Origin of the sequence: Paenibacillus senegalensis JC66, from assembly GCF_000285515.1 — a bacterium.
Lineage (GTDB): Bacteria > Bacillota > Bacilli > Paenibacillales > NBRC-103111 > Paenibacillus_L > Paenibacillus_L senegalensis.
Window position 1 is genome coordinate 1,601,045 of record NZ_HE610957.1, and the last position, 21,040, is coordinate 1,622,084.

Annotated in this window: 23 protein-coding genes; 3 read left to right on the forward strand and 20 right to left on the reverse strand. The window is 48.6% G+C overall.

Annotated features, from left to right (window positions below; translation table 11 throughout):
- Positions 1–14: 14 nt before the first annotated feature.
- Positions 15–1,580, reverse strand: a complete 1,566-nt coding sequence (gene zwf, locus PSHG_RS07575) for a glucose-6-phosphate dehydrogenase (RefSeq protein WP_042121200.1) — start codon at positions 1,578–1,580, stop codon at positions 15–17.
- A gap of 350 nt (positions 1,581–1,930) precedes the next feature.
- Here zwf and PSHG_RS26875 point away from each other — a divergent pair, with 350 nt between their 5' ends.
- Entirely contained in the window at positions 1,931–2,347 is a 417-nt protein-coding gene (locus tag PSHG_RS26875) for a hypothetical protein (RefSeq protein ID WP_010271492.1), read from the forward strand.
- 164 nt (positions 2,348–2,511) lie between these two features.
- Here the strand turns inward: PSHG_RS26875 and PSHG_RS29240 are convergent, their stop codons facing one another.
- The 10 genes from PSHG_RS29240 to PSHG_RS07640 form a co-directional block, all read right to left on the reverse strand.
- A complete protein-coding gene (locus PSHG_RS29240; RefSeq protein ID WP_010271496.1) occupies positions 2,512–2,952 on the reverse strand; it encodes a GNAT family N-acetyltransferase in 441 nt (146 codons plus the stop codon).
- 401 nt (positions 2,953–3,353) lie between these two features.
- Positions 3,354–3,998, reverse strand: a complete 645-nt coding sequence (locus PSHG_RS07595) for a response regulator transcription factor (RefSeq protein WP_010271500.1) — start codon at positions 3,996–3,998, stop codon at positions 3,354–3,356.
- Positions 3,982–5,049 carry a sensor histidine kinase gene (locus PSHG_RS07600; protein ID WP_010271503.1) on the reverse strand — a complete coding sequence of 356 codons (1,068 nt, stop codon included), beginning with the start codon at positions 5,047–5,049 and terminating at the stop codon, positions 3,982–3,984. Before PSHG_RS07600 ends, PSHG_RS07595 begins: the two co-directional genes overlap by 17 nt.
- 64 nt (positions 5,050–5,113) lie before the next feature.
- Positions 5,114–5,773 carry a cell wall-active antibiotics response protein LiaF gene (gene liaF, locus PSHG_RS07605; RefSeq protein ID WP_010271507.1) on the reverse strand — a complete coding sequence of 220 codons (660 nt, stop codon included), beginning with the start codon at positions 5,771–5,773 and terminating at the stop codon, positions 5,114–5,116.
- 128 nt (positions 5,774–5,901) lie between these two features.
- The gene (locus tag PSHG_RS07610; protein ID WP_010271509.1) at positions 5,902–6,663 is read right to left on the reverse strand and encodes a PspA/IM30 family protein; all 762 of its coding nucleotides are present in this window, start codon (positions 6,661–6,663) and stop codon (positions 5,902–5,904) included.
- A gap of 2 nt (positions 6,664–6,665) precedes the next feature.
- Complete coding sequence (locus tag PSHG_RS07615; RefSeq protein WP_010271511.1) at positions 6,666–7,088, reverse strand: PspC domain-containing protein; 423 nt, start codon at positions 7,086–7,088, stop codon at positions 6,666–6,668.
- Complete coding sequence (locus tag PSHG_RS07620; protein WP_010271513.1) at positions 7,088–7,765, reverse strand: PspA/IM30 family protein; 678 nt, start codon at positions 7,763–7,765, stop codon at positions 7,088–7,090. Before PSHG_RS07620 ends, PSHG_RS07615 begins: the two co-directional genes overlap by 1 nt.
- A gap of 50 nt (positions 7,766–7,815) precedes the next feature.
- Entirely contained in the window at positions 7,816–8,118 is a 303-nt protein-coding gene (locus PSHG_RS07625; RefSeq protein WP_010271514.1) for a LiaF transmembrane domain-containing protein, read from the reverse strand.
- Between the two features lie 359 nt (positions 8,119–8,477).
- Complete coding sequence (locus PSHG_RS07635; protein ID WP_010271516.1) at positions 8,478–9,257, reverse strand: ABC transporter permease; 780 nt, start codon at positions 9,255–9,257, stop codon at positions 8,478–8,480.
- Between the two features lies 1 nt (position 9,258).
- Complete coding sequence (locus PSHG_RS07640; RefSeq protein ID WP_010271517.1) at positions 9,259–10,179, reverse strand: ABC transporter ATP-binding protein; 921 nt, start codon at positions 10,177–10,179, stop codon at positions 9,259–9,261.
- A 123-nt stretch (positions 10,180–10,302) separates the two neighbouring features.
- Here PSHG_RS07640 and PSHG_RS07645 point away from each other — a divergent pair, with 123 nt between their 5' ends.
- On the forward strand, positions 10,303–11,367 hold the full coding sequence (locus tag PSHG_RS07645) for a M24 family metallopeptidase (protein ID WP_042121559.1): 1,065 nt from the start codon (positions 10,303–10,305) through the stop codon (positions 11,365–11,367).
- Between the two features lie 10 nt (positions 11,368–11,377).
- Here the strand turns inward: PSHG_RS07645 and PSHG_RS07650 are convergent, their stop codons facing one another.
- Positions 11,378–12,553 (reverse strand): GNAT family N-acetyltransferase, encoded by a 1,176-nt coding sequence (locus PSHG_RS07650; RefSeq protein ID WP_010271522.1) that lies wholly within the window; start codon positions 12,551–12,553, stop codon positions 11,378–11,380.
- A gap of 816 nt (positions 12,554–13,369) precedes the next feature.
- On the opposite strand from PSHG_RS07650, the gene PSHG_RS07655 reads away from it, so the two are divergent.
- Entirely contained in the window at positions 13,370–14,152 is a 783-nt protein-coding gene (locus PSHG_RS07655; protein WP_010271524.1) for a C40 family peptidase, read from the forward strand.
- 155 nt (positions 14,153–14,307) lie between these two features.
- On the opposite strand, the gene PSHG_RS07660 is transcribed toward PSHG_RS07655, so the two are convergent.
- The 8 genes from PSHG_RS07660 to PSHG_RS26885 form a co-directional block, all read right to left on the reverse strand.
- Entirely contained in the window at positions 14,308–14,886 is a 579-nt protein-coding gene (locus tag PSHG_RS07660; RefSeq protein WP_010271526.1) for a histidine phosphatase family protein, read from the reverse strand.
- 86 nt (positions 14,887–14,972) lie between these two features.
- Entirely contained in the window at positions 14,973–15,335 is a 363-nt protein-coding gene (locus PSHG_RS07665) for a fluoride efflux transporter FluC (protein ID WP_010271528.1), read from the reverse strand.
- Between the two features lie 3 nt (positions 15,336–15,338).
- Complete coding sequence (gene crcB / locus PSHG_RS07670; RefSeq protein WP_010271529.1) at positions 15,339–15,752, reverse strand: fluoride efflux transporter CrcB; 414 nt, start codon at positions 15,750–15,752, stop codon at positions 15,339–15,341.
- Between the two features lie 222 nt (positions 15,753–15,974).
- Entirely contained in the window at positions 15,975–17,570 is a 1,596-nt protein-coding gene (locus PSHG_RS07675; RefSeq protein WP_010271531.1) for an N-acyl-D-amino-acid deacylase family protein, read from the reverse strand.
- A gap of 27 nt (positions 17,571–17,597) precedes the next feature.
- Positions 17,598–18,689, reverse strand: coding sequence for an alanine racemase (locus PSHG_RS07680; RefSeq protein ID WP_010271534.1), 1,092 nt, complete (start codon positions 18,687–18,689; stop codon positions 17,598–17,600).
- Between the two features lie 126 nt (positions 18,690–18,815).
- Positions 18,816–20,195, reverse strand: coding sequence for a sensor histidine kinase (locus PSHG_RS07685; protein ID WP_235782016.1), 1,380 nt, complete (start codon positions 20,193–20,195; stop codon positions 18,816–18,818).
- Positions 20,196–20,203: 8 nt separating this feature from the next.
- A complete protein-coding gene (locus tag PSHG_RS31410) occupies positions 20,204–20,389 on the reverse strand; it encodes a winged helix-turn-helix domain-containing protein (RefSeq protein ID WP_081505074.1) in 186 nt (61 codons plus the stop codon).
- Positions 20,320–20,904 (reverse strand): response regulator transcription factor, encoded by a 585-nt coding sequence (locus tag PSHG_RS26885; protein ID WP_010271539.1) that lies wholly within the window; start codon positions 20,902–20,904, stop codon positions 20,320–20,322. The genes PSHG_RS31410 and PSHG_RS26885 overlap by 70 nt, the downstream gene beginning before the upstream one ends.
- Positions 20,905–21,040: the final 136 nt, after the last annotated feature.

Below are 21,040 nucleotides of genomic sequence, written 5' to 3' on the forward strand. Positions count from 1 at the left end.
GTCTGTCTGTTAATTTATAGTTTATCCGGCCGGTTCGTGACCCAAACGGATTCGCCGGCTTCCTGTCCGTTAACCGGCCACCAGGAAAAACCGTCGCGGGCCAGCAGCTCCTCCGCTCCCTTTGGCCCCCACGAGCCTGCGGCGTAGGTTTCCAAATCGCGATCATCTTCCGACCAGGCCGCAGCAATCCGGTCTACGAATTTCCAAGCAAGCGCGACCTCATCCCATCTCGTAAAGTAAGTAGAGTCTCCTCTCGCCGCATCATACAGCAGGCGTTCATAAGCTTCCGGAGTGTTAAGTCCTACCTGGCAGCTTTGGCAAAAATCCATGGCGACCGGAATGATCGCTCCTTCGGAGCCGGGGTTCTTGGCATTGATTTTAATATAAATCCCTTCCATAGGCTGCACCCGGAATACAAGCAGATTCGGCTGCAGATTCGTTTTATGCGCGTGGTAGATGTTATCCGGCATGTTCTTGAATTCCACTACGACCTCAGTTGTCTTCAGCGGAAGTCTCTTGCCTGTGCGGATGTAGAAAGGAACTCCGGCCCAGCGGAAATTGTCAACATACACCTTGGCTGCGAAATATGTTTCCGTAACCGAAGCCGGATGGACTTTGTCTTCTTCGCGATAGCCTTGCACAAGCTTGCCGTTATGCATCCCCTCTGTATATTGGCCGCGCACCACATGCTGGCGAATTTCTTCCCTGGTGGTGAACGGACGCAAAGATCTCAGCACCTTAACCTTCTCATCCCGGATGTCCTCCGGAAGCAGCCGGCTGGGAGGCTCCATCGCCATCATCGTGACCATCTGCAGCATATGATTCTGCCCCATATCCCGCAGCGCGCCGGAGTGATCGTAATATCCGCCTCTTTCTTCAACACCTACTGTTTCGCTTAACGTGATCTGAATGTTCGCAATATATTTATTGTTCCACAAAGGTTCAAAGAAGGCGTTAGCGAAGCGGATAACATCAATATTCTGCACCATTTCCTTACCCAGGTAGTGGTCGATCCGATAAATTTCATGTTCTTCAAACACTCCGCGGATCTCTTTGTTTAACTTTTCCGCCGAAGGAAGGTCGAAGCCGAACGGCTTCTCGATGACCAGCCGGTGCCAGCCTTCACACTCGAGCAGTCCTCCAGCCTTTAAATTATGCGCCACACTGCCGAACAGATCGGGCGCCAGAGCCAAATAGAACAAGCGGTTGCCGGCAATCCCGAATTTCTTCTCCAGCTGATTGGCCGTACCCTGCAGCTGCTTGAAATCCTCCACCCGGTTAATATCAAGCGATAAGTAAACGAAATGCTGGACGAAGCGCCTCCACTCTTCCGTATCCTCGGACACTTTGTATCTCGCGAATTCCTGAATGGAGCGGTAAACATCTTCATGAAACTGCTCCGGACTCCGCTCTCTTCTAGCCAGGCCGACAACAGCAAATTTCTCGGAGAGCTTCCCTTCCCGGTACAGGCTGTACAGGGCGGGAAACAGCTTTCTTCTGGCCAAATCTCCCGTTGCTCCAAATATAAAAAAAACCACTCCGGATTGTTTAACGGCTTCCTGATTGGTCTCCAACATCATGCATCTTCCTTTTTTTAAAATAGTGGTAGAGCTTTTGAAACGTTGCTTTCCGCCGATTAACGAACTTGCACACAACCGTTTATTATCAAACGATCCCGTCAATGATCACGATAGTGCCGCTTGGAACAGGCTTGGTGAATTTTTGCAGTTATTGAATTATAATGTCCAGTTTAGCATAACCTTACCGGAATCGTCATTAAGCTTTTTATGAATTTGCAAGGAAAACGCTTACTAAATAAAGCAGCGCCAAAAAAATGGGCGGGCACCCCCGGTAAACGTCTACTCCATTAATGGGCTAAATGAATATAGTGAGGTGTGAGGTTATATTTTCCAGGAGGTGTTCCAAGCTCATGCACAGGATTTATCCAATCACGGAGGAAGCGTGTAAGCCGTTTTGGGGAAGGCCGGTAATGGTCGTAATGAATGATGGAACCCGGCATATCGGTACATTAAGCGGGATCGTTAAAAATCAGCTGATCCTGAATGATGAATCGGGCAATCCCTACAGTCTGTCATACCCTGCGGATCATAAAACGGGGAAATCGAGCAAACGGGCAAAATTGAATGCGAAAGCCGGAGGAAAGAACAAGAAGACGAAATCCGGGGAAGCCACCGTTTCTGCTTATAGCCCCGGCCCCGTATTTGAAGACGGTGCTTACGGTCCGCAGCGTTGGCAAGGATACGGATACAGGCCCTTCCCTTATTTTGGTGAACGGCTGGCTCTCGACCTCGCCGCCATTGCTCTTCTTTTTCTAATCTTTATTTAAACAGATCTCAACTAATCCAATCGTGAAGTTGGGTCCAGTCGAGAATTTGCGGGAGAGACCGGGATAGCCTTGTGGAGCCAAGAGTTGTTCCGGTTTTTCTGGTTTTCTGCGGGGCGCTCCCTTTGTTCCAGCATCACACGGAGAATTTATTTCTGGGGCTGGAGCTATAGCTTTTTGCTTAGAGAATAACACTTCAAGTCGGGAAAATAGGCGGATACCGTATAACCTAGACGAGTGTAGAAACGGATAGCACCTTCATTTATCTCATCCACATACAGAGATATCGTATCGGCCTTATGGTTCTCTGCAAATCTTTCGAGTGCTTTCATCAAATCCTCTCCATAGCCGCGGCTTTGATAATTGCGGCTTACAGCCAGCATGTCGATTTTAATTTGCCCGCCGTGCTTCTGAAAGCTAAGGAAACCTGCAGGCTTACCGTTTGGGTGGCGGCAGGCAATCCAAACCTCCATTTTAGTCAATCGGCGTTCGATTTCCGCGCGGGATACGCTTGTTTCGGGTCGGACCTGAATGGCATAGGGCAGCAGTTCTTGAACAACCATCTTGTAAATAAACCGATTGTCCTTGCGGGTTCCTAATCGGATCATAGCTTCACCTGCTTCTCGCTGCATTATACTAACCGTTCATACAGCTTACGCATCAGGAAAAGCTTTAGCTCTAGACCAGAGCCTCTTTCCTTCGTACACCTGTTGAATCTTGGCCGCATTTCCGTGAAGCGTCTAAAGCATTTGCAAGGTTATTGGGCCTTGGTTCATATCCGAAGTCAAAGTTTGGTGCTTTCCGCTAGACAAGCAGGTCGTTTTCAGGAGGGATACTTGCTTACTTGTAGTATTTTTTCTTCATCAGCCATAAGAAAGGCAAGCAAATAACAATAATAATGGCCGCTATTCCCGCCTTCTCCATCCAGTTCATAAAGACATCCTTCCCATTTCTTCAAATACTCGCGCTTATTTCCACTTCCGGCAACCGGAATGGGCGGCTTGGACCCTTATTCCGCTAAGCCTTGTTTGTAGGCATAAATAGCTGCCTGCGTGCGATCGTCCACACCCAGCTTGGCCAAAATATTAGTGACATGGAATTTGACTGTCTTAATTCCGATGAACAGCTCATCCGCAACTTCTTGATTGGACTTGCCTCGGGCAATCAAACGCAGCACTTCCATCTCTCTTTCCGTCAGGTCATGATGGGGAGCCTGCTCCTCCTTCGGCTGGCGGAATCGATTCATAATTTTAGAAGCCACCTGCGATTCGAGGATCGGCTGGCCCTTCGCAGCAGCTCGAATGGCCTGGGCAATTTCCGAGGCTCTGGATGTTTTCAGCAAATAGCTGAAAGCTCCTGCCTCCAGGACCGGGTAAATCTTCGCATCATCCAAATAGCTGGTTAAGACAATAACCTTGCAATCGGGATAAAGCTGCAGTAATTTCCGCGTTGTTTCAATTCCGTCCATCCCCTCCATGACGAGATCCATCAGTACGATGTCCGGTTTGTACTCCTGTGCAAGCCGGATTCCTTCAGCGCCATTATTTGCCTCTCCCACCACCTCAATGCCGTCTTCTGTACCCAGCACGGCAGCTAAGCCAATGCGGACCATCTCATGATCATCTACCAGCAGTACTTTAATGGGTTGCTCCATCGTCTTTCTTCTCTCCTTTCTCCTGTACGATCGGCACCCTGATCTCAATTCGGGTTCCTTTATCGGGAGCCGTAATAATTTGAATGGAGCCTCCAATCTCGCTTACCCTCTCTTTCATGGAAACGAGTCCGTAGGAAGCCATTTTCTTATCATCAAGCAAAAATCCGACCCCATTATCCCGGATCGATAAGCGGATTCCTTCCGGAGGCTTCACGAGCTTAACCTCCATGCGTGTTGCTTTGGAGTGGCGGAGCGTATTGGAAAGTGCTTCTTGCACAATACGAAACAGATGGTCCTCGATTCCTTTGGGCAATTGTATCTGTTCGTCCATCTCCCAAGCAATCTCGATAGGCGTTTTGGCCTGCAGCTCAACCAGCAGCTCAACCAGACCTTGCGCCAAATTTTTCCCTTCCAGATGAACCGGTCTCAAGTGAAGCAGAAGAGCCCGCATTTCAGACTGGGCTACCGATGACATTTCCTCAATCAAATAAATCTGCCGCTTTGCCTTCTCGAAGTCCCGTTCCAGAATTCGCCCAACTGCCGTAGCCGTCATCGAAATCGCAAACAGCTGCTGGCTGACAGCATCGTGCAAATCTCTAGCCAGCCGTTGCCTTTCCTCTATGACGGCCGAATATCTTGCCTTTTCCGCTAATTGGGCGTTGTCATTAGACAGCCTTTGCAGAGAAGAGACCTGCTCCTCCCATTTTTCACTTACCCGATTAAGCTGCTCTCCCAGCCTGCCAATCTCATCTTCTCCGAGCGGCGGCACTTTGCGGGATAAGTTTCCTTTTTCAAACAGCATCATCACTTCCTTCAGCTGCTCGATCCTGGAGCTGATGCGGCTGGCGAGAAAATACCCGAATCCGCCTCCGATTACCATAACCGCGGCGATCAGCACAAAGCCGATCACAAGCATTTCCTTCCACGACTTAGGAGCGCTGATATAGCCGTATGTATACAACACGTAAAGCACAACAGCGAGAAGGAGGAGACTGTATAAAATCGACTCCCCCATTGTTCTCCATACCATATTGGTCAGTCGGCTTTTCATGTCTCCACCCCCTTATCCGTTGTCTAATTATAGTTAATAATCACTCACCTGGTATGGTGACTGATCAGATCATTTTTATTTTCACGTCAGCTACAATATAGGAAAGCTCTATTTTTATGCGCTGTTCGGCGGTGTCGTAATTCGGAGATACCCATTCAACTTTATTCAGCACCCCTTCTTCCTTACGGTAAGGGAGTTGAATCAAGCCGACCATAACGGAGCTCTCCAATATTACTCCTACGTCTTCCGGAATGATCAGTTCCACATCTCCTACAATTCCCTGCAAAGCCAGGGTGATATCGCTGCCATCAAATATCGCCAGAGACACATCCATATTAACTTCTCCTACCAGAAACCAAATACTTGTGTTTTTCAGCTCCCAGGGCCCCTGGTCGTATTTAATGCTCTCCATAAAACTTTGCTTTTTAATAAAATCGGAATCCTTGTGCTGCTGTGTCGACTTTAAATAAAATAATCCAAGCGAGATAAACACTAGCGCCACAAGGATGGCTAATGAATCTCCTATTATAAACAAGAGACCCGCAGCCAGCAAAATATAGCCGCGTTTTTTATTTTGCGACTGAAGGTAATAGATCCCAATAGCGATGAGAATCAGGGCGACGATAGCTTGAAACCCGAACAAATGCTGAATTAGCAAAAACACACCCGCTCCAATAAGGAGCAAATAGGTGTTTCGATTGCGGTTATTGCTCTGGCTATCCATTTTCAGTCGCACCTCCCTCAGCCGTCTTTGAAAAATTAATCAATAGGGAGAAAAGCCATTTGGGCGGCCCCCGCAGCCCAATGGCTTTTTCCTTCCATAGCATATCACAATGGATAAGTCAGTCAATACTATTTTGTCTCATCATCGTTATTCTCAGTCTGGGGAGCTGTCTCCACAGGGCTGGACAATCCCATTTTCTCTTTCAGTCTTTGCATTTGCTCGTCTACCTGCTGCTGCTTTGCATAATCGACAGGCGCTCCGTAAGTCCCATAGCTGCTGCTGCCATAAGAGCTGCTGCCAACGGCACCTCCCGGAATGTACGGCTTGCGGCTAACTTCAGCCTCTACTTCCATTTGCATAATTTTTTCTTCCATGCGGTGGAAGCCGCGGGACGCTTGGCCTCCATTGAGGCTGCCGTTATAGACCACCTGGGACATCTGCTTTTTAGCCTTGGCCAATTGCGCACGGGATACGAGCTCGTTGCGCTTGTTGCGCATTTTGTAGAACTCATCCTTCATTTCGTGCAGCTGACCCATCAGCTCGTCAGCTTGACTCTTGGATTGAAAGTGCATTTCTTCATACTCTGTGATCTTTTGATCGTAGTACAGCTTTTCTTCCAAAGCTTGACGGGCAATTGCTTCATGGCCGTTTTTCAGTGCCTCCGCCGCTTGTTTTTCACGATCTGCACTGTATCTGCGGGCTTCCTCTGTTCGCTGCAGCAGCTTGCGCTCGTTGGCAATTTGCTTGGCCACCGTTACTTCAGCCTGTGCGATCTCTTCCTCCATGTCCCTCAAATATTGGTTAAGCATTACAATCGGGTCTTCAACCTTGTCCAGCATTTCGTTGATCGAAGCTTTTGTCATATCTTTAATTCTAGAAAATACACCCATCTTTACACATCTCCCTTCTCATATTTGGCCAGTTTGGCCTTCAGTTCTTCAATTTCTTTTTGCATAGCCTTCTTCTCGATGTCTTTCATCATTTCATCCAGTTCATCCTTATCCGGCTCCTGCGGGCGTTCCCGATTCCGCCGGTGCTCGGACCGCGGATTCGTATAGCGCTCATATCTTTCATAAGGTCTGGAACGATAAGGCTCCCTGTCCTCATAATAGTCATATGGTTCTTGAAACTTGGGCTCCAGCGGAATAATCATCGCGGCGATAAAGTACACGAGAATCAAGGTTCCGCTAGAAAGGACGGCGGTGACTACAACGATCAGACGAAGCAGGGTGGCATCGACGTTGAACATTTCCGCTAGTCCGCCGCATATTCCGAATAGTTTACTGTCTCTACGCGACCGGTAAAGCTTCTTCATCAGTCGCCCCCTCCCTCCTCCTGCAGTTTCTTCTTCAACAATTCCAATTCTCTTTCCAGTGCGCTGTTCGAGCTTCTTGCTGCGCCATACATAGATTCGCGGGTGATATGGCGAACATCTCTAAGTGTGCGTGACATGGATTCCATATCTGACACCCGGTCTTCAAGCCGGCTGAACATTCTTGCTGTCGAACCGTATTCCGAACGGTTCGCTCTCTCGTTCAGTATTTGCTGAAGCCTAGCCGACTCCATTCTCGCTTGATAGTAACTCCGCTTAGCTGCAACTTCCTGAACTTCGGAACGCAGTTCCTTGAGCTGAAGCTCCAGCTCGGCGAGCGGCTCCAATGCTTCATCGTACAGCTCGGCATACCTTGCATAGGTCTCCTCATGCTGCATTTTATCCTGCAGAGCTATACGGGCCACTTCTTCCTCCCCGGCCTTGATGGCCAACATAGCTTGCTGCTCTCTTTTATCTCTAAGCTCTTCAGCCGTACGATATTGTCTTCTCAGCGATTCGGCGTGTCTGGCACATTCTGCATACAATCTTTCAGCATCTTCAATCTGTCTCTTGCGCTCAGCCAAATACTGATCGATCAGCCGCACCGGGTCTTCGCAGCTTTCAAGTTTATCATTCAGAGTAGCGACGGTAATATCCCGCATTCGCCTTAATATGCTCATAGTACTTCCTCCTTTACCTAATTCAATTGCTCCCGGTCTTTAAGCCCTGGTTAGTAAGGGCGGCTGTTCATTTTGCTGATCATGGATACTCCGTAAGCAATCATTGCCACCGCTACGATCAGTCCAATAATCCAAGTCAGCTTGCCGATTAGAAGCATAGCTCCCAGCAGGAAGATCACGCCTCCCAGCAGCTTCTTGCCATTCTGAAAACCTACATAGCCCAATCCAATCATCGCTATAGGAATTAAGTAACCCATCAGTCCGCCTAAGGAGACTCCCAAGATGTTCATTACGATTAAGGCGCCGCATCCAATCAGCAGCAGGGCAAATCCGCTGGTTCCATTCAGTTTCATCTCATCACCGCCTTTCTTTATGCAAACTAAGTATGATGAGCTTTCGTTGCTCCCCGCACAGTACCTGAGTAAGTAAGCATCGAAGCTTCTAAGCATTTGCCCCTTGCGAAGCAGCTTTGTTGGAAGACTTTTGCCCTCCGCTTTGTGGGGGATGTTACTGCTGTTTCCTTATGTCTTTATTCTAGAACATTTTCTTATGCCCCAAAACGGACTCTCGGCGGTTTTACGACCTGGACCTAAGGCGGGGGAATAGCTGTGCTTTGGTCAATGGTGGGACTGGACCCTGCAGAGCAGGAACAAGCGCTGTGGTCTGTCCTCATAGCAAAAGACGCTGAAGGACAGCGTCTTTTGGAATCGAATCATTGAATGTCTCGCTTGGCAAAGATCAGGTTGGCCAGCAGATACAAGGCGAGGATGTAGAGGAGAACAACGGTGAGCGAGAAACCAAAGGTCATTCCCGGCATAAAGGGCGAGCCGCCGCCGCTCACTGCCGGATCCTTGTCATATACACTCATGTTCAGGTTGGCAAACACGATATATTTCGACCAGCTGTAACGTCCCAGGAAAGAAGTGATTAACGTTCCTCCAAAATTAGCCACAACTGCAATACTAATCGCCAGCCCAAGGCTCTTGATCACGACTCCCAAAAAGAAGGATACCGTCATAATGAAGATAGTTCCCGGCAAGCTGTACAGCACTGACTTTAACAGCTGGCCCAATGACAGCGCATCGCTCGGATTATTGCCAAACAGTACCAGGCCGATAACAATTGCCGAAACGATTAAAACTGCGTATGCCAGCAGCATCATCAGCAGGATAGTCAAGTATTTGGACAGCAAAACAGCCGAACGGCTGGCCGGGCGAATCAACAGCTGCTTGATGGTGCCATCCTTATATTCATCTGTAAAAATTTGGGCGCCAATGACAACGGCGAAAATCAGAATAAAAAACTCCAGTCCAGTAATCATAAAGCCGGTGAAGCTCCGATATCCAATGCTTTCTGCCAGCTGAGTAATAAACAGAGCTACAGTCAAGCCGATCGCGAGCACAGCCACAAACAAAAAAACGAAGAAATTCCAGCTCTGCCGCTTGCTGTTTATTTTCATAATTTCATTGGCCATTAAAGAAAACAGGGTCATTTCACTTCTCCTCCTTCGTTAACGAGAGGAAGAGATCCTCCAGATTCGGCGATAGCGTCTTAATCTGATATATACGGATACCTTGGGCAGCCAATACATTCACCAGTTCGGGAATTTGGTCCTTGGCCGCTTGTACCGTGACGTAGCCCTGCTCTGTCCGTTGTACGGCACCATGAGAACGGAGAATTTCCTCGGTTTTCTCCACCTGGTCGGTCTCAAATAGAACGGGGTGAGTCTGAAGCGACGCCTGCTCGTCCCCCCTCAGGTTGCGCTCATCCACAAATCTTCCGTCTTTGATGATGACCACACGATCACACAGCAGTTCAACCTCGGAAAGCAGATGGCTGGATACAACAATCGCAATATTTTCACTTCTGGCCAACTCACGGAGATAATCCCTCAGCTGGCGAATGCCGCTTGGATCGAGACCATTGGTAGGCTCATCAAGCAGTAAAATCGAGGGCCGGTGCAGCAAAGCCTGCGCAATTCCCAGCCTCTGCTTCATGCCGAGAGAATAAGTTTTCACCTTGTCATAAATAGCATCTTCCAGCTCCACCAGGCGAACCATTTCCATGATCCGCTCTCTCGTAACCTCAGTGCTGCTCATTCTGGCAAAATGCAGCAGGTTTTTCATCCCGCTCATATAGCCGTAAAGCTCCGGATTCTCCACTATCGCCCCAACGTGGCTCAACGCCTTGCTGCGTTCATGACGGATGCTGTGCCCGGATATATAGATTTCGCCTTTGGTTATAGACATCAATCCGACCATCATTCGTATGGTCGTCGTTTTCCCCGAGCCATTCGGGCCAAGAAATCCGTATACCTCGCCCCTTTTCACGGAGAACGACAAGTCTTGAATAATCGGCTTGCCATTAATCGTCTTGGATACTTGTTTAAGCTCTACTACGGTTTCAACCGCCATAGTTTTTCCGCCCACCTCCAGTGGTTTTCCATTATAATAGTGTTATTATTTACTACCCAGCTGCAAACGATAATTCTTAAGGAGTGAGTCTGCTTGAGCCTATCCGCTAGACAACGTGCGATTATGACTTATATGGAAGAAACGCATCTTGATGTCCTGTTGATAACTGATCCGAAACATGTGTACTATTTTACCGGCTTTGCCTCGAATCCCCACGAGCGATTTCTTGGTTTAGTGTTTCGGCGGGACAAAGAGCCTTTTCTGCTCGTTCCTGCTCTTGACCGCCAAGCTGCGGAGTCCGCTCCGGCTTCCATTAATGTTTATGCTCATCAGGATACGGAAGATCCTTACTTACTGCTTCAGCTGCACTGTGCGGTCCCGGTAAGAAAATTAGGGATTGAAAAAGACACTGTGACCGTCCGCCGCATGGAGCAGCTGCAAGCAGCTCTATGTCCACAGGAAGTTATCGATATCCAGCCGCGCATTACCGAGCTGCGCATGATTAAGACGCAAGAAGAGCTATCCTTAATCACTTCTTCCATTGAATTGGTCGAGCAAGTGCTGCAGGAAGGGGTAAAGAAGGTCCGGATAGGAGCAGCGGAATTGGAGCTCGTTGCCGAGCTGGAGTATCAAATGAAGAAGCTTGGAGCGCAAGCACCGGCTTTTGACACCCTTGTTTTAACAGGTAAAAATTCCGCCCTGCCCCATGGCAGGCCCGGACCGGACCGAATCCAAAGCGGAGACCTTCTGCTGTTTGATCTAGGTGTTTATTATAACGGCTATGCCTCCGATATCACCCGTACCTTTGCTATTGGAGAGATCTCACCGGAACTGCAGCGCATATATGAAGTTGTCCGGGAAGCTAACGAGAGAGCAATCCGCGCCGTTAAGCCGGGAGCTGTAATGGCGGCTGTTGACCAATCAGCGCGTGAGTTTATCACTTCCGAGGGGTTCGGACCGCAATTCCTTCACCGGCTTGGACACGGACTCGGATTGGACGTTCATGAATATCCCTCTGTCCATGGGGCCAATCAAGAAAGCTTGCGCGCCGGCATGGTCCTGACGATAGAACCGGGAATCTATGTGCCGGGCAAAGGCGGTGTCCGCATCGAAGATGATGTGCTGGTCGCCCCGGAGGGCGCGCGGGTGCTCACTACCTTCCCTAAAGAGCTGGCCTGCATTGGCTGATACGAGCGGATTAGAAATAATCCGATAAATAAGTAGTTCGCTCAGTCAGCAAGCTTTCCCATAGCTTAACCGTGCTCTCCTCAGATGCCTGCAGCTGTCCGGCCTTAAATAGGGCTGTGGGACGCTTATAACCAAGCATCATTGTTGTTAAAGCGCCGATATCACAAGTCAGAAGATGCGGATGCGGATGCGGCTTATCCGACTCTTCCACCACAGCCCTGCCATCGCCGCTGATCGCGATAGTGAATTGGCTGTTGTTCCAAGGAGCCCATGAGTCGGTAAGCTGGATTGCGAATTCTGTTTCTTTCTGCAGCGGAGCGTAAGCGTATTCCTTTAAAAAAGCGGGAGCATCCACAATTCTTGCCATGAAATAAGGGATAGTCGTCTGCTCTACGCGCGGATCCGGCAGCCAATAGGGCAAATCGTCATCGGCTGGAGCTTTTAATTTCACCTTATGAATCATGGAATCGTGATTGGATATGAATTTCCATAAAGATTGCCGAGCCTTCTCATTCAGGAATACCATTTCTTTTATCTCCATGACAAAATCCGTTACCCGATACAGGAGATAGCCTTCTGGCTGCTGCTCGCAATTGGAGAAGATGACAGCATGATATTGCTCATCGACCACTTTTGTTGACCACCATTCATCCGTTCTTGCCATCATGCCGTTATACTGCGCAGCATACGCTTCATAAATCTGTTTCATGACGCCTACATTCCAGCCGCGAGAAACGGTTCCTTCTATTATAAAGTGGTGAGGCAGTTGGGTTGACTTAACCTCATACAATTTGTAGTCGGTATACATCTCCCAGCCAAACTTGCGGTAAAAGGGCACGGAAAACGGATGAAGAAAAGAGACGAGCTGACCGCTATTCTTCATGGTAAGAAGTGCATGACTCAGCAGCTGCTTTACTGCCCCCTGACGGCGATATTCAGGCCATGTCGATACGGACGCAATGCCTCCCATAGCCTGCTTGGCACCTTGAATCCATGTATGAAAGGGCAGAATGGCCATCTTGGCCGCCAATTCTCCATCTACAAAATAACCCCACTGCTGCTCAGGCTTCATTTTACTAATTCTTTCCTGATACTCTTTCTCGGATAATCGATATTGAAAAGCAAATTGTGATAGCTGAAGGCTTTTGTCCAGATCTTCAGGACGCAGAGGCCTAATTTCCTCCATATTTCATTGCTCCTTTTCTCTTAACCTAGTCTATCTCCCATCTTAACATGATTGATCCGGTACAGCCAGACGAGCTCTGCAGTTAGATAGTGGACATACGGCCAACTGCAAGAGCAAACAAAGAGGTCTATAACCAACGGGGTTATAGACCTAAAGGAAAAGTATATATCATAAAAAGGGGGGTCAAGTACATTGTAAAGGACAGATGTTAAAGATAAATGAATGGAATATTACATCTATGTTACAATTGAGGATTTTTTTTATTCTTTGTTGATTCTCCTGATAGACGCCTTATCGGCGATGGCATGCAAATAGTCGTTCAGACAAATGCATTTATATAGTAGAAACTCCGTTTTTTTGTGCAATAAGCCATCTTTATACATTCTCCAATAAGCTTCCATTCACCGAATAAAACATCTAATAAATTCCATTAAATTAAATTTGTAACCAATTTGATACTCTTTTTAATAAATTGAGACCAAAGTCCTGCAACCCATAATAAAAATGTAAAAACCTTATAAAACTTTCCTGAATACGGATTAAAGCGTATACAATTTAGGTACTTTTACCTATAAATTGCTGGCCCTTTAGTCTTTAGGCCTTTTTTGGGAATTTCCAAAATGAACCAACCACTCCTTTATTGGTAACATTTTCTACTCTTTTTCCAACAAATGCTGTGTTATGCTTTCTACGCAAGCGGAAGACAAGCATCGGAGGTGGTGAATTCATCCAATTAATTCGGTTTCATTTCTCAGACCTACTAAAAAACAACTAGAACTCCAACAAGGAATTTCTTAAACGGAGGGATAAAATTCCATGAAAAAAATGACAAAAGGTATATTGTCTGTAGTAATAGCTGCATCGATAGGTTTTAGTTCTGTCCCTATTCAAGCGCTCGCTTCCGAGCAGGGAACATTAAAAGTTGTCAGCAGTGTGAATTTTAGAGAAAAGCCAACGACAAACGGCAACAATCAAATCCGGTTTCTCAAAAGCGGCGAAACCTTGGAGATCATCGGTCAGCCAAACTCCTACTGGTATCAGGTTAAGGATAAAAATGGCCGTACCGGATATGTCTCCTCCTCGTCCAAATACGTAACCCGAGTAAGCAGCGGCTCTTCCTCGAACAATAGCAGCAGCGGAAGCAAAAGCAATGCATCCGCCTCTACTAAAGTAGAAAGGGTCATTAAAGCCGGACAAAAATATTTAGGTACTCCCTATGAGTTCGGATCTAACCGAAGCTCTACACGCACCTTTGATTGCTCCGACTTCGTCAGACGCGCCTTTATTGAAGGTGCAGGGATCACCTTGCCTTCTGATTCCCGAAAGCAGGGGGACTATGTTAAAAAGGTTGGAAAAACAACAACCAACTGGAAAAATCTCAAGCGCGGAGATTTAATGTTCTTTATGTCTTACAAAGGAACAAGCAAATCTTCTTATCCTTCTAACAAACAGAGCCAACGGATTACCCATGTAAGTATTTATTTAGGGAATGGAAAAATGCTTCATACTTATTCCAATGCTTCCGGCGGCGTCCGCGTAGATAGTATTGCCAATAAGCATTGGGAATATCGCTTCATGTTCGGCGGATCTGCATTGTAATGGGGTACAACAAATAAATCTGCTACAGCAGGCAGGGGCGTCCAGAAGTCAGTGGAAACTGATGACTGGACACCCCGTTTTTGTTGTATAGAGTAAGAGGATGCGACTTAAATCCGAGCCTTTGCTTGAAGAGCAAAAATATGAAAACCGCCTTTTCATGACTCGCTATTTAAATGCGCCGTACAGGCGAGAAGCAGGCAATTCCAGCTTAATTCAGCCTTCTCCAGCACACAAAGAGAGGTATTCTCGATGTAGGTAATTTGCTCTTCCTTAACTAGACGGGAGAGCGCTGTACGTATCCAGGCTCCATGACTGACAATAAGCACGTTATCTTCCGGATGCTTGCTGACAATCTCCTCCAGAAATGAAGAAGCCCGCTGCCACACTTCATCGTCACGCTCCTGACCATGATCCAGCTTCTGCCATTCGCTTCCCCACTTGTCGACTCTTTCCTGCACGGTAGTACCATCCAGACGGCCATGAGATTTCTCTCTTAGACGAGCATCAAGCACAACTTCAATACCTTTGGCCTGAGCGATAAGCTCTGCAGTTTTAGCAGCCCGTTGCAAATCACTGGAATAGATGTATTCCCAGTCTTCGTTGGCCAGCCTCTTCGCCAGCTTTCGGGCTTGTGCTATCCCCTCATCATTCAGCGGTACGTCATGCTGTCCTTGCGCACGCCCTTCCTGGTTCCATGCGGTAACTCCATGCCTTATAAACCCGATTTTCCCCATGCTGTAACTCCCTTTCTCAGTATACTTCTTTGCAGCTGCAGAGCTTCTTCATTCACGGTCATCAGACTCCCAATTGACTCTCTAACCTATTGACTCCCTAACCTAAATCCCGCATAAGCAGCCGTGACACCGATGATATAAGTTATAGCCACATAGCCTGCAGCTTTGCCCAGCTGTTTGTCCAATATTAATTTCCAAACCTCGAGCTTGAATGTAGCCAGCGTAGTAAACGCTCCAAGAAAGCCTGTTCCGAAAGCAAGTCCCGCAGTACTATGAATCCATAAGGAACCGGTCAGCCCGCCGATCAAAAAAGAGCCTGCGACGTTGACGATCAAGGTGGCCCAAGGGAAGGATAGCAGCGGAATCCGGCTCATGCCTATAGCTATCGTATATCGGCTGATTGCACCCAAGAATCCCCCGGCAGCAACAGCCAAGCTGCTGATCAGCATTAATCATTTGCTCTCCCTTCGTTGGGAAGACAGCCGTTCAGCTGCATTCCATCCGATAATTATAGCAGCTAATCCGCCTAGCGCACTCACCAGAACATACAGGATAGCTATTCCCCACCTGCCCTGCTGCAGCCATAGCAGCATTTCTGCACTGAGGGTGGAAAAGGTAGTATACGAGCCGATGAAGCCTGTGCCTAGAACGGGTGCAATCCATGCTGGCCAGTGAATATGGTTGCTGAGCCAGTTTGTCATAAATCCCAATAACATGCAGCCGCTAAGATTAACGACCAGCGTTCCCCACGGCAGCGGCTCCCCCCATATCCAGGAAGCTCCCAAGCCAGCGAAATAGCGGGCTAAAGCTCCCAAAGCACCCGCTGCGCCGACAGCGGCAATTAAAGACCAATCTCCTTTTCTCATACCCATCTCGCATCCTAGCCTCAATTATATATTGTTCAATTGTACCATAGAGAAACAGCCCTATGACAAAAGGATACAGGGTCCCCGAAAAGTAGTCGGGCTAAGCTTCAACATTTTTTTGGGGCTGCTTGCGGATAAAAAAATACCGTGCCAAGCCCCATCCGCAGATGGAAGCAAGATCACGGTGCCAGCTCAGTTAGCTTTTGCTATTTCGATATTCGGTTACGAATTCCCGCAGCAGGCAAGGAAGGATCCCGCTCTTGCGTCTGTATGCCTGTGATGGTCCATCGTTATCACACCATTAACAATCAAGTAAGAGAATCCCTCAGCATGCTGTACAGGATCTTGATAGGTGGCCTTATCGTTAATCGTATGCGGGTCAAAGATAGTAAGATCAGCAGCGTATCCGGGGACAATCAGCCCCCGCCGGCCAAGCTTGAAGCGCTGCACCGGAAAAGAGGTCACCTTGCGGACAGCCTGTTCCAACGATAAAACCTTTTCTTCGCGCACATATTTAGCAAACAACCGCGGAAAAGTGCCATATGAGCGGGGATGAGGCTTGCCTGTCACACACCCGAGACTGTCCGACGCGACCAAAGATTTGTCATACTGAATCACATCTTTAACATCCGTTTCCGCCATATGAAAATAGACAATCGATACCTGACCCTGTTCGTCCAGGAGCAGGTCCATCATCGTTTCTTCTGGTGCCTGGCTGTTATCTTGACTGATTTGTAAAATGTGCTTTCCTTCAAGATGCTGATTCTTGGCAGAGGCCGCGGATACATAAACTTGATCCCAGCCGGTAGACAACACCAGGTTGTCCCATTCCTGCTGCTCCTCCCGCAGCTCGTTAACGATTTGCTGGCGCAGCTTGAGATCCTCCAGACGCTGCAGGGTGGCTTCAATCCCGCCCTCCAAAACCCACGGAGGCAGGATCGTTGTCAGTGAAGTGGAGCCTGCCGAATAGGGATAAACATCGCAGGTGACATCCATTCCCCTGCTTCTCGCCTGCTCGATCAATTCCATTGCTTCAACTACCTTGCCCCAGTTGGCCCGCCCCGCTGCCTTCAAGTGACTGATGTGCAGCGAGACTCCGCTCTGCTCCGCTATCCAGATTACCTCTTTAATAGAAGCAATGAGGTTGTTGCCTTCACCGCGGATATGGGTCGACAGCAGCCCGTCATACTTCGGCAGAACACGGCACAACTCAGCCAGCTCCTGTCTTGAAGTATAGCTTCCCGGGGCATAGAGCAGGCCGATCGATAAACCGATAGCTCCAGCCTGCATCCCTTCTTCCAGCAAATGCTTCATTGTATCTATCTCTCCGGAAGTTGCCGGACGGTTCGCAAAGCCCATTACAGCGATTCGCAAAGCTCCGTGTGCCACGTACGTGGCAACATTCTCGGCAATTTGCGAGGCTGCCAGCCTTTGAATATATTGTCCGACTGTTTCCCAGCTCCAAGCCCAGGAAGTCGAGCCGAGCACTGGCTGCACATAGCTTTTGAGTGCTTCCGCCTGCTGCGGAAAAAATGGGGCGGGAGCCAATCCGCAATTGCCGACAACCTCTGTCGTTACTCCCTGCTGGAGCTTGAACAGACTGTCCGGCTGGTCAAGAATAAGCAGGTCTGAATGACAGTGCCCGTCTATAAAGCCGGGGCTTATCACCTGACCTGCAGCATCGAGCGATTGGACACTCTCCCCCTCAATTCGGCCAACGTTGACAATTTGCCCATCTTTGATGCCAATATCTCCGAAGAACCACGGATTCCCGGTTCCATCCACAATTCTTCCGTTACGAATGACCAAATCGAGCATTTAAATACCCCCACATGAAGTTGTAGTTTATTGAACCTTGCCCCGCGCCGAGACTTCCACCCGTTCCAAATGATCCCCGTAATCCATGTATACGTAATTATGCAAATTGATCGTGCTGCATATATGGTTGGGTACAATCTTCAGCGTGTCTCCAACCTTAGGCAGATTTGGACCTGTCCAGCGAATCATACCGTGCTCTTCGTTCATCCGTTCCAATACCGCCTCCGGATGTCCGATAATCGTTCCAAAGCCTTTCAGCTCCAACGGAGCTTGATTAGGCTGGACATCGGTAGCGAACGTCTTGCTGCCGCCGTCAATGACCACCCAATCTCCTTGAGAGGATACGCTGACTACCGTAACGAGCACAGCTGCAGCCCACTGCTCCGCCTGGCAAACGCCGAGACGTTCCTGCATCCGGTCTTGAAAAATATACGTTCCCGGGCGGATTTCCGTAACGCCTTCGACTTGTGCTGCGTATAGCGCCGTTGGTGTAGAGCCGACACTGACATCGTCAATGGTCAGACCTGCTGCTCTCATTTCGGAGGCCAGCCGGACCATCATGCGCCCTTCTTCCAGCCCGGCAGCCTGCAGATCAAGTGTTGACTTTCCTTCGAGCACGGCACCTTTAAAGGTGAAGATGCCATTTAAGACTATCCCCGGCAGCTCAGCTATTTGCTTCGCTACAGGCAGTGCTTCGTCCAGGGATACCCCTGTTCGCTTTAATCCGGTATCGATTTCCAGCCGCAGATTTATAGACATCCCCTGGCGGACGGCCTGTTCCGAAATGCGGCCGGCCCCTTCCAGACTATCTGCTGCCAAGGTCAATTCGATTTGCCGGGACAGCTTGAGAGCCCTAGCTATTTTTCCTTCCCCGACCAGAGGATAGGCAATGAAAATATTTTGGATACCGTGCTCTGCCATCACTTCCGCTTCGCCCACCTTGGCTGTGGTGATGCCAATCGCGCCATGGTCAAGCTGCTGCTCGGCCAGCTTGGGAATCTTGTGGGTTTTGACGTGGGGTCTGAGCTTTATCCCGCTAGCCTGGGCTAGTTTCTGCATCTGCTGAATGTTAGCGGTTACCTTCCGGGCATCGATGATCACGCCTGGCGTTTCGACCATTCCGTTGTCCTCCTGTTCGTGTAGCGGTATGCAAATAAGTTCCTGTATAAATTCTACCTCTTCGAGAGCTAAGATGACATCCTTATGTACAACTTTTTTTGCACAAATCCGAAATTCACGCCAGACTCAGAACCCTTCCAGCCTTTTCTCCTCCGGACGGCGGTAACGGCTGGGAATACGTACGGTAAATATAGAGCCCTGGCCGAGACAGCTCACCGCACTGACCTCGCCGTGGTGAGCCTCCACAAGAGCTTTGACGATGCTTAGTCCGAGACCAACCCCGGAGTTAAAACGGGACCGCGACTTGTCCGCCCGGTACAAACGGTTGAAAATGTAAGGCAAATCCTCCTCGCTTATGCCTATACCTGTATCCTCACAGACCAAAAATGTATCGTCCGGCCCGCAGCTGACCGATAAATGAACGGTGCCTCCGGCCTGGTTATATTTAATCGCATTGGAGACGATATTAGACATTATTTGAATCGTTTTATCCCTGTCCACCTCGCAAAAGCACGGCACCGTGGAGCCCTCGAAGGTGAGCTGTATGCTTTTGTTTCTCGCCAAAGGCTGAAAATTCTCAAATACGCGTCTAACCAGTTTAACCATATCAGTACGCTGAATATTTAAGCTGAACTTGGCGCTTTCCGCCTCGGACAGCCTTTCCATGTCGTTAATCAGACGGGACAATCGCTCCAATTCCTCATAGATCTCGCTCATCCTTTCTTCGTCAGGCTGATAGATTCCGTCCTGGATAGCTTCGACCTGCGACAGCATGGAAGTAAGCGGAGTTCTCAGCTCATGGGTTAAATCCTCCATTAAATGCTGTCTCCAATCCTCCTGCTTCTTAAGCTCCTTAACCATACCATCCATCGTCAAGGCAAGCTTCCTGACTTCCTCCGGCCCTTTGACAGCAAAATTCAGTTCTCTTTTGCCCATGCGAATCAGATTCGTCTGCTCTTCTAGCTCCGTTAAATGCCTGGACAGCATTCTGGCGATCCACAGGCTGAACAACAGAGAAACGACCAGCACAGCTGTGTAGATGAGCTTGGAGCGGGCTTTCATCGTCTCCTGATACTCGATCATCGCCGGGCTTAAGTTTTTCCTCGCTACCAGATGAGCGGAGGTCACCTGTCCGGACACCTTGCCGCCAATGACGTAAGGAATCGGCTCAAGCCTTTCCAAATCGACACCCTCAGCCTCAGAGATCGTATCGAAAAAAATCCGCTGCTGCTCCAGATCACTATACTGTACGAGAATGCCGTACAAATTAGCGCGTCGGCGCAGCCATTCTTCTTCCTCGATGCTCAGTTGCCCGCTAATCCCTTGGCTGCGCATATCATCCATTAGCTTGTATACGTTGCTGTTTAGCAAATTCGTGTGGTACTTGTTAAACATTTGCTCCCAATGAACATTATACAGAGTCATCAATATCAGGATGAAGATGATGGAAAAGCAGAAGAAAGCCAGGAACAACAGCACATTCATCCTGCGAAAAAACGTAACCACGGCGCCGATCATTCTTCGTCCAATACGGCGCCAAATTGATAACCCCGCCCTACCCGGGTTACGATATAGCTTGGATGGTGCCCTTCCCTCTCCAATTTTTTACGCAAATTTTTGACATGGGCATCTATAGTCCGGCTATCTCCTTCAAAGCGGTAGCCTTGAACGAGATAAGAGAGCTCGCTCCGATTAAAAATTTTTTATCGTTCTCCATCAGCACGCTAAGCAGCTTGTATTCCGTGGCAGTCAAACTGACGAGCTTGCCTTCGACTTGCACGGAATGCGCTAACGTGTTGATGATTAATCGGCCGTGATCGTAGGAATAAATATGGCGTACATCGTCCGGCGCTGCCGCCATTAACCTGCGCTGCAGCGCTTTTACCCGCGCCACGACCTCCTTCACGCGAAACGGCTTGGCGATATAATCGTCTGCGCCCAGATTCAATCCGCGGATCGTGTCGTTTTCACGGTTCTTGGAAGTAATCATAATGATCGGAACGTTAGATTTCTCACGGATTTTGCAGCAGACCTCCTCGCCGCTCAAGCCAGCCAGCTTCAAATCAAGCAGTATCAAATCATGCTGCTCTTGATCGAACCAGCGAACCGCTTCATGGCCATCCGCCGTAAAATCAACCTGCCAGCCTTCCTTTTCCAAGTAAGCCTTAAGCACATCCCTTATTTTAGGCTCGTCTTCCACTATAAATATGTGCACTTCCTTAGCCTCCTAAAATCGGATGAAATCTGGTAGAAGTCCTTATGATTGCGCTTACACTTATTATAGCTAATTATCCTTTAATTGTCAGTTCATTCCATGGAAAATAAGGGGAATGAAAAAAGATTTACTAAAA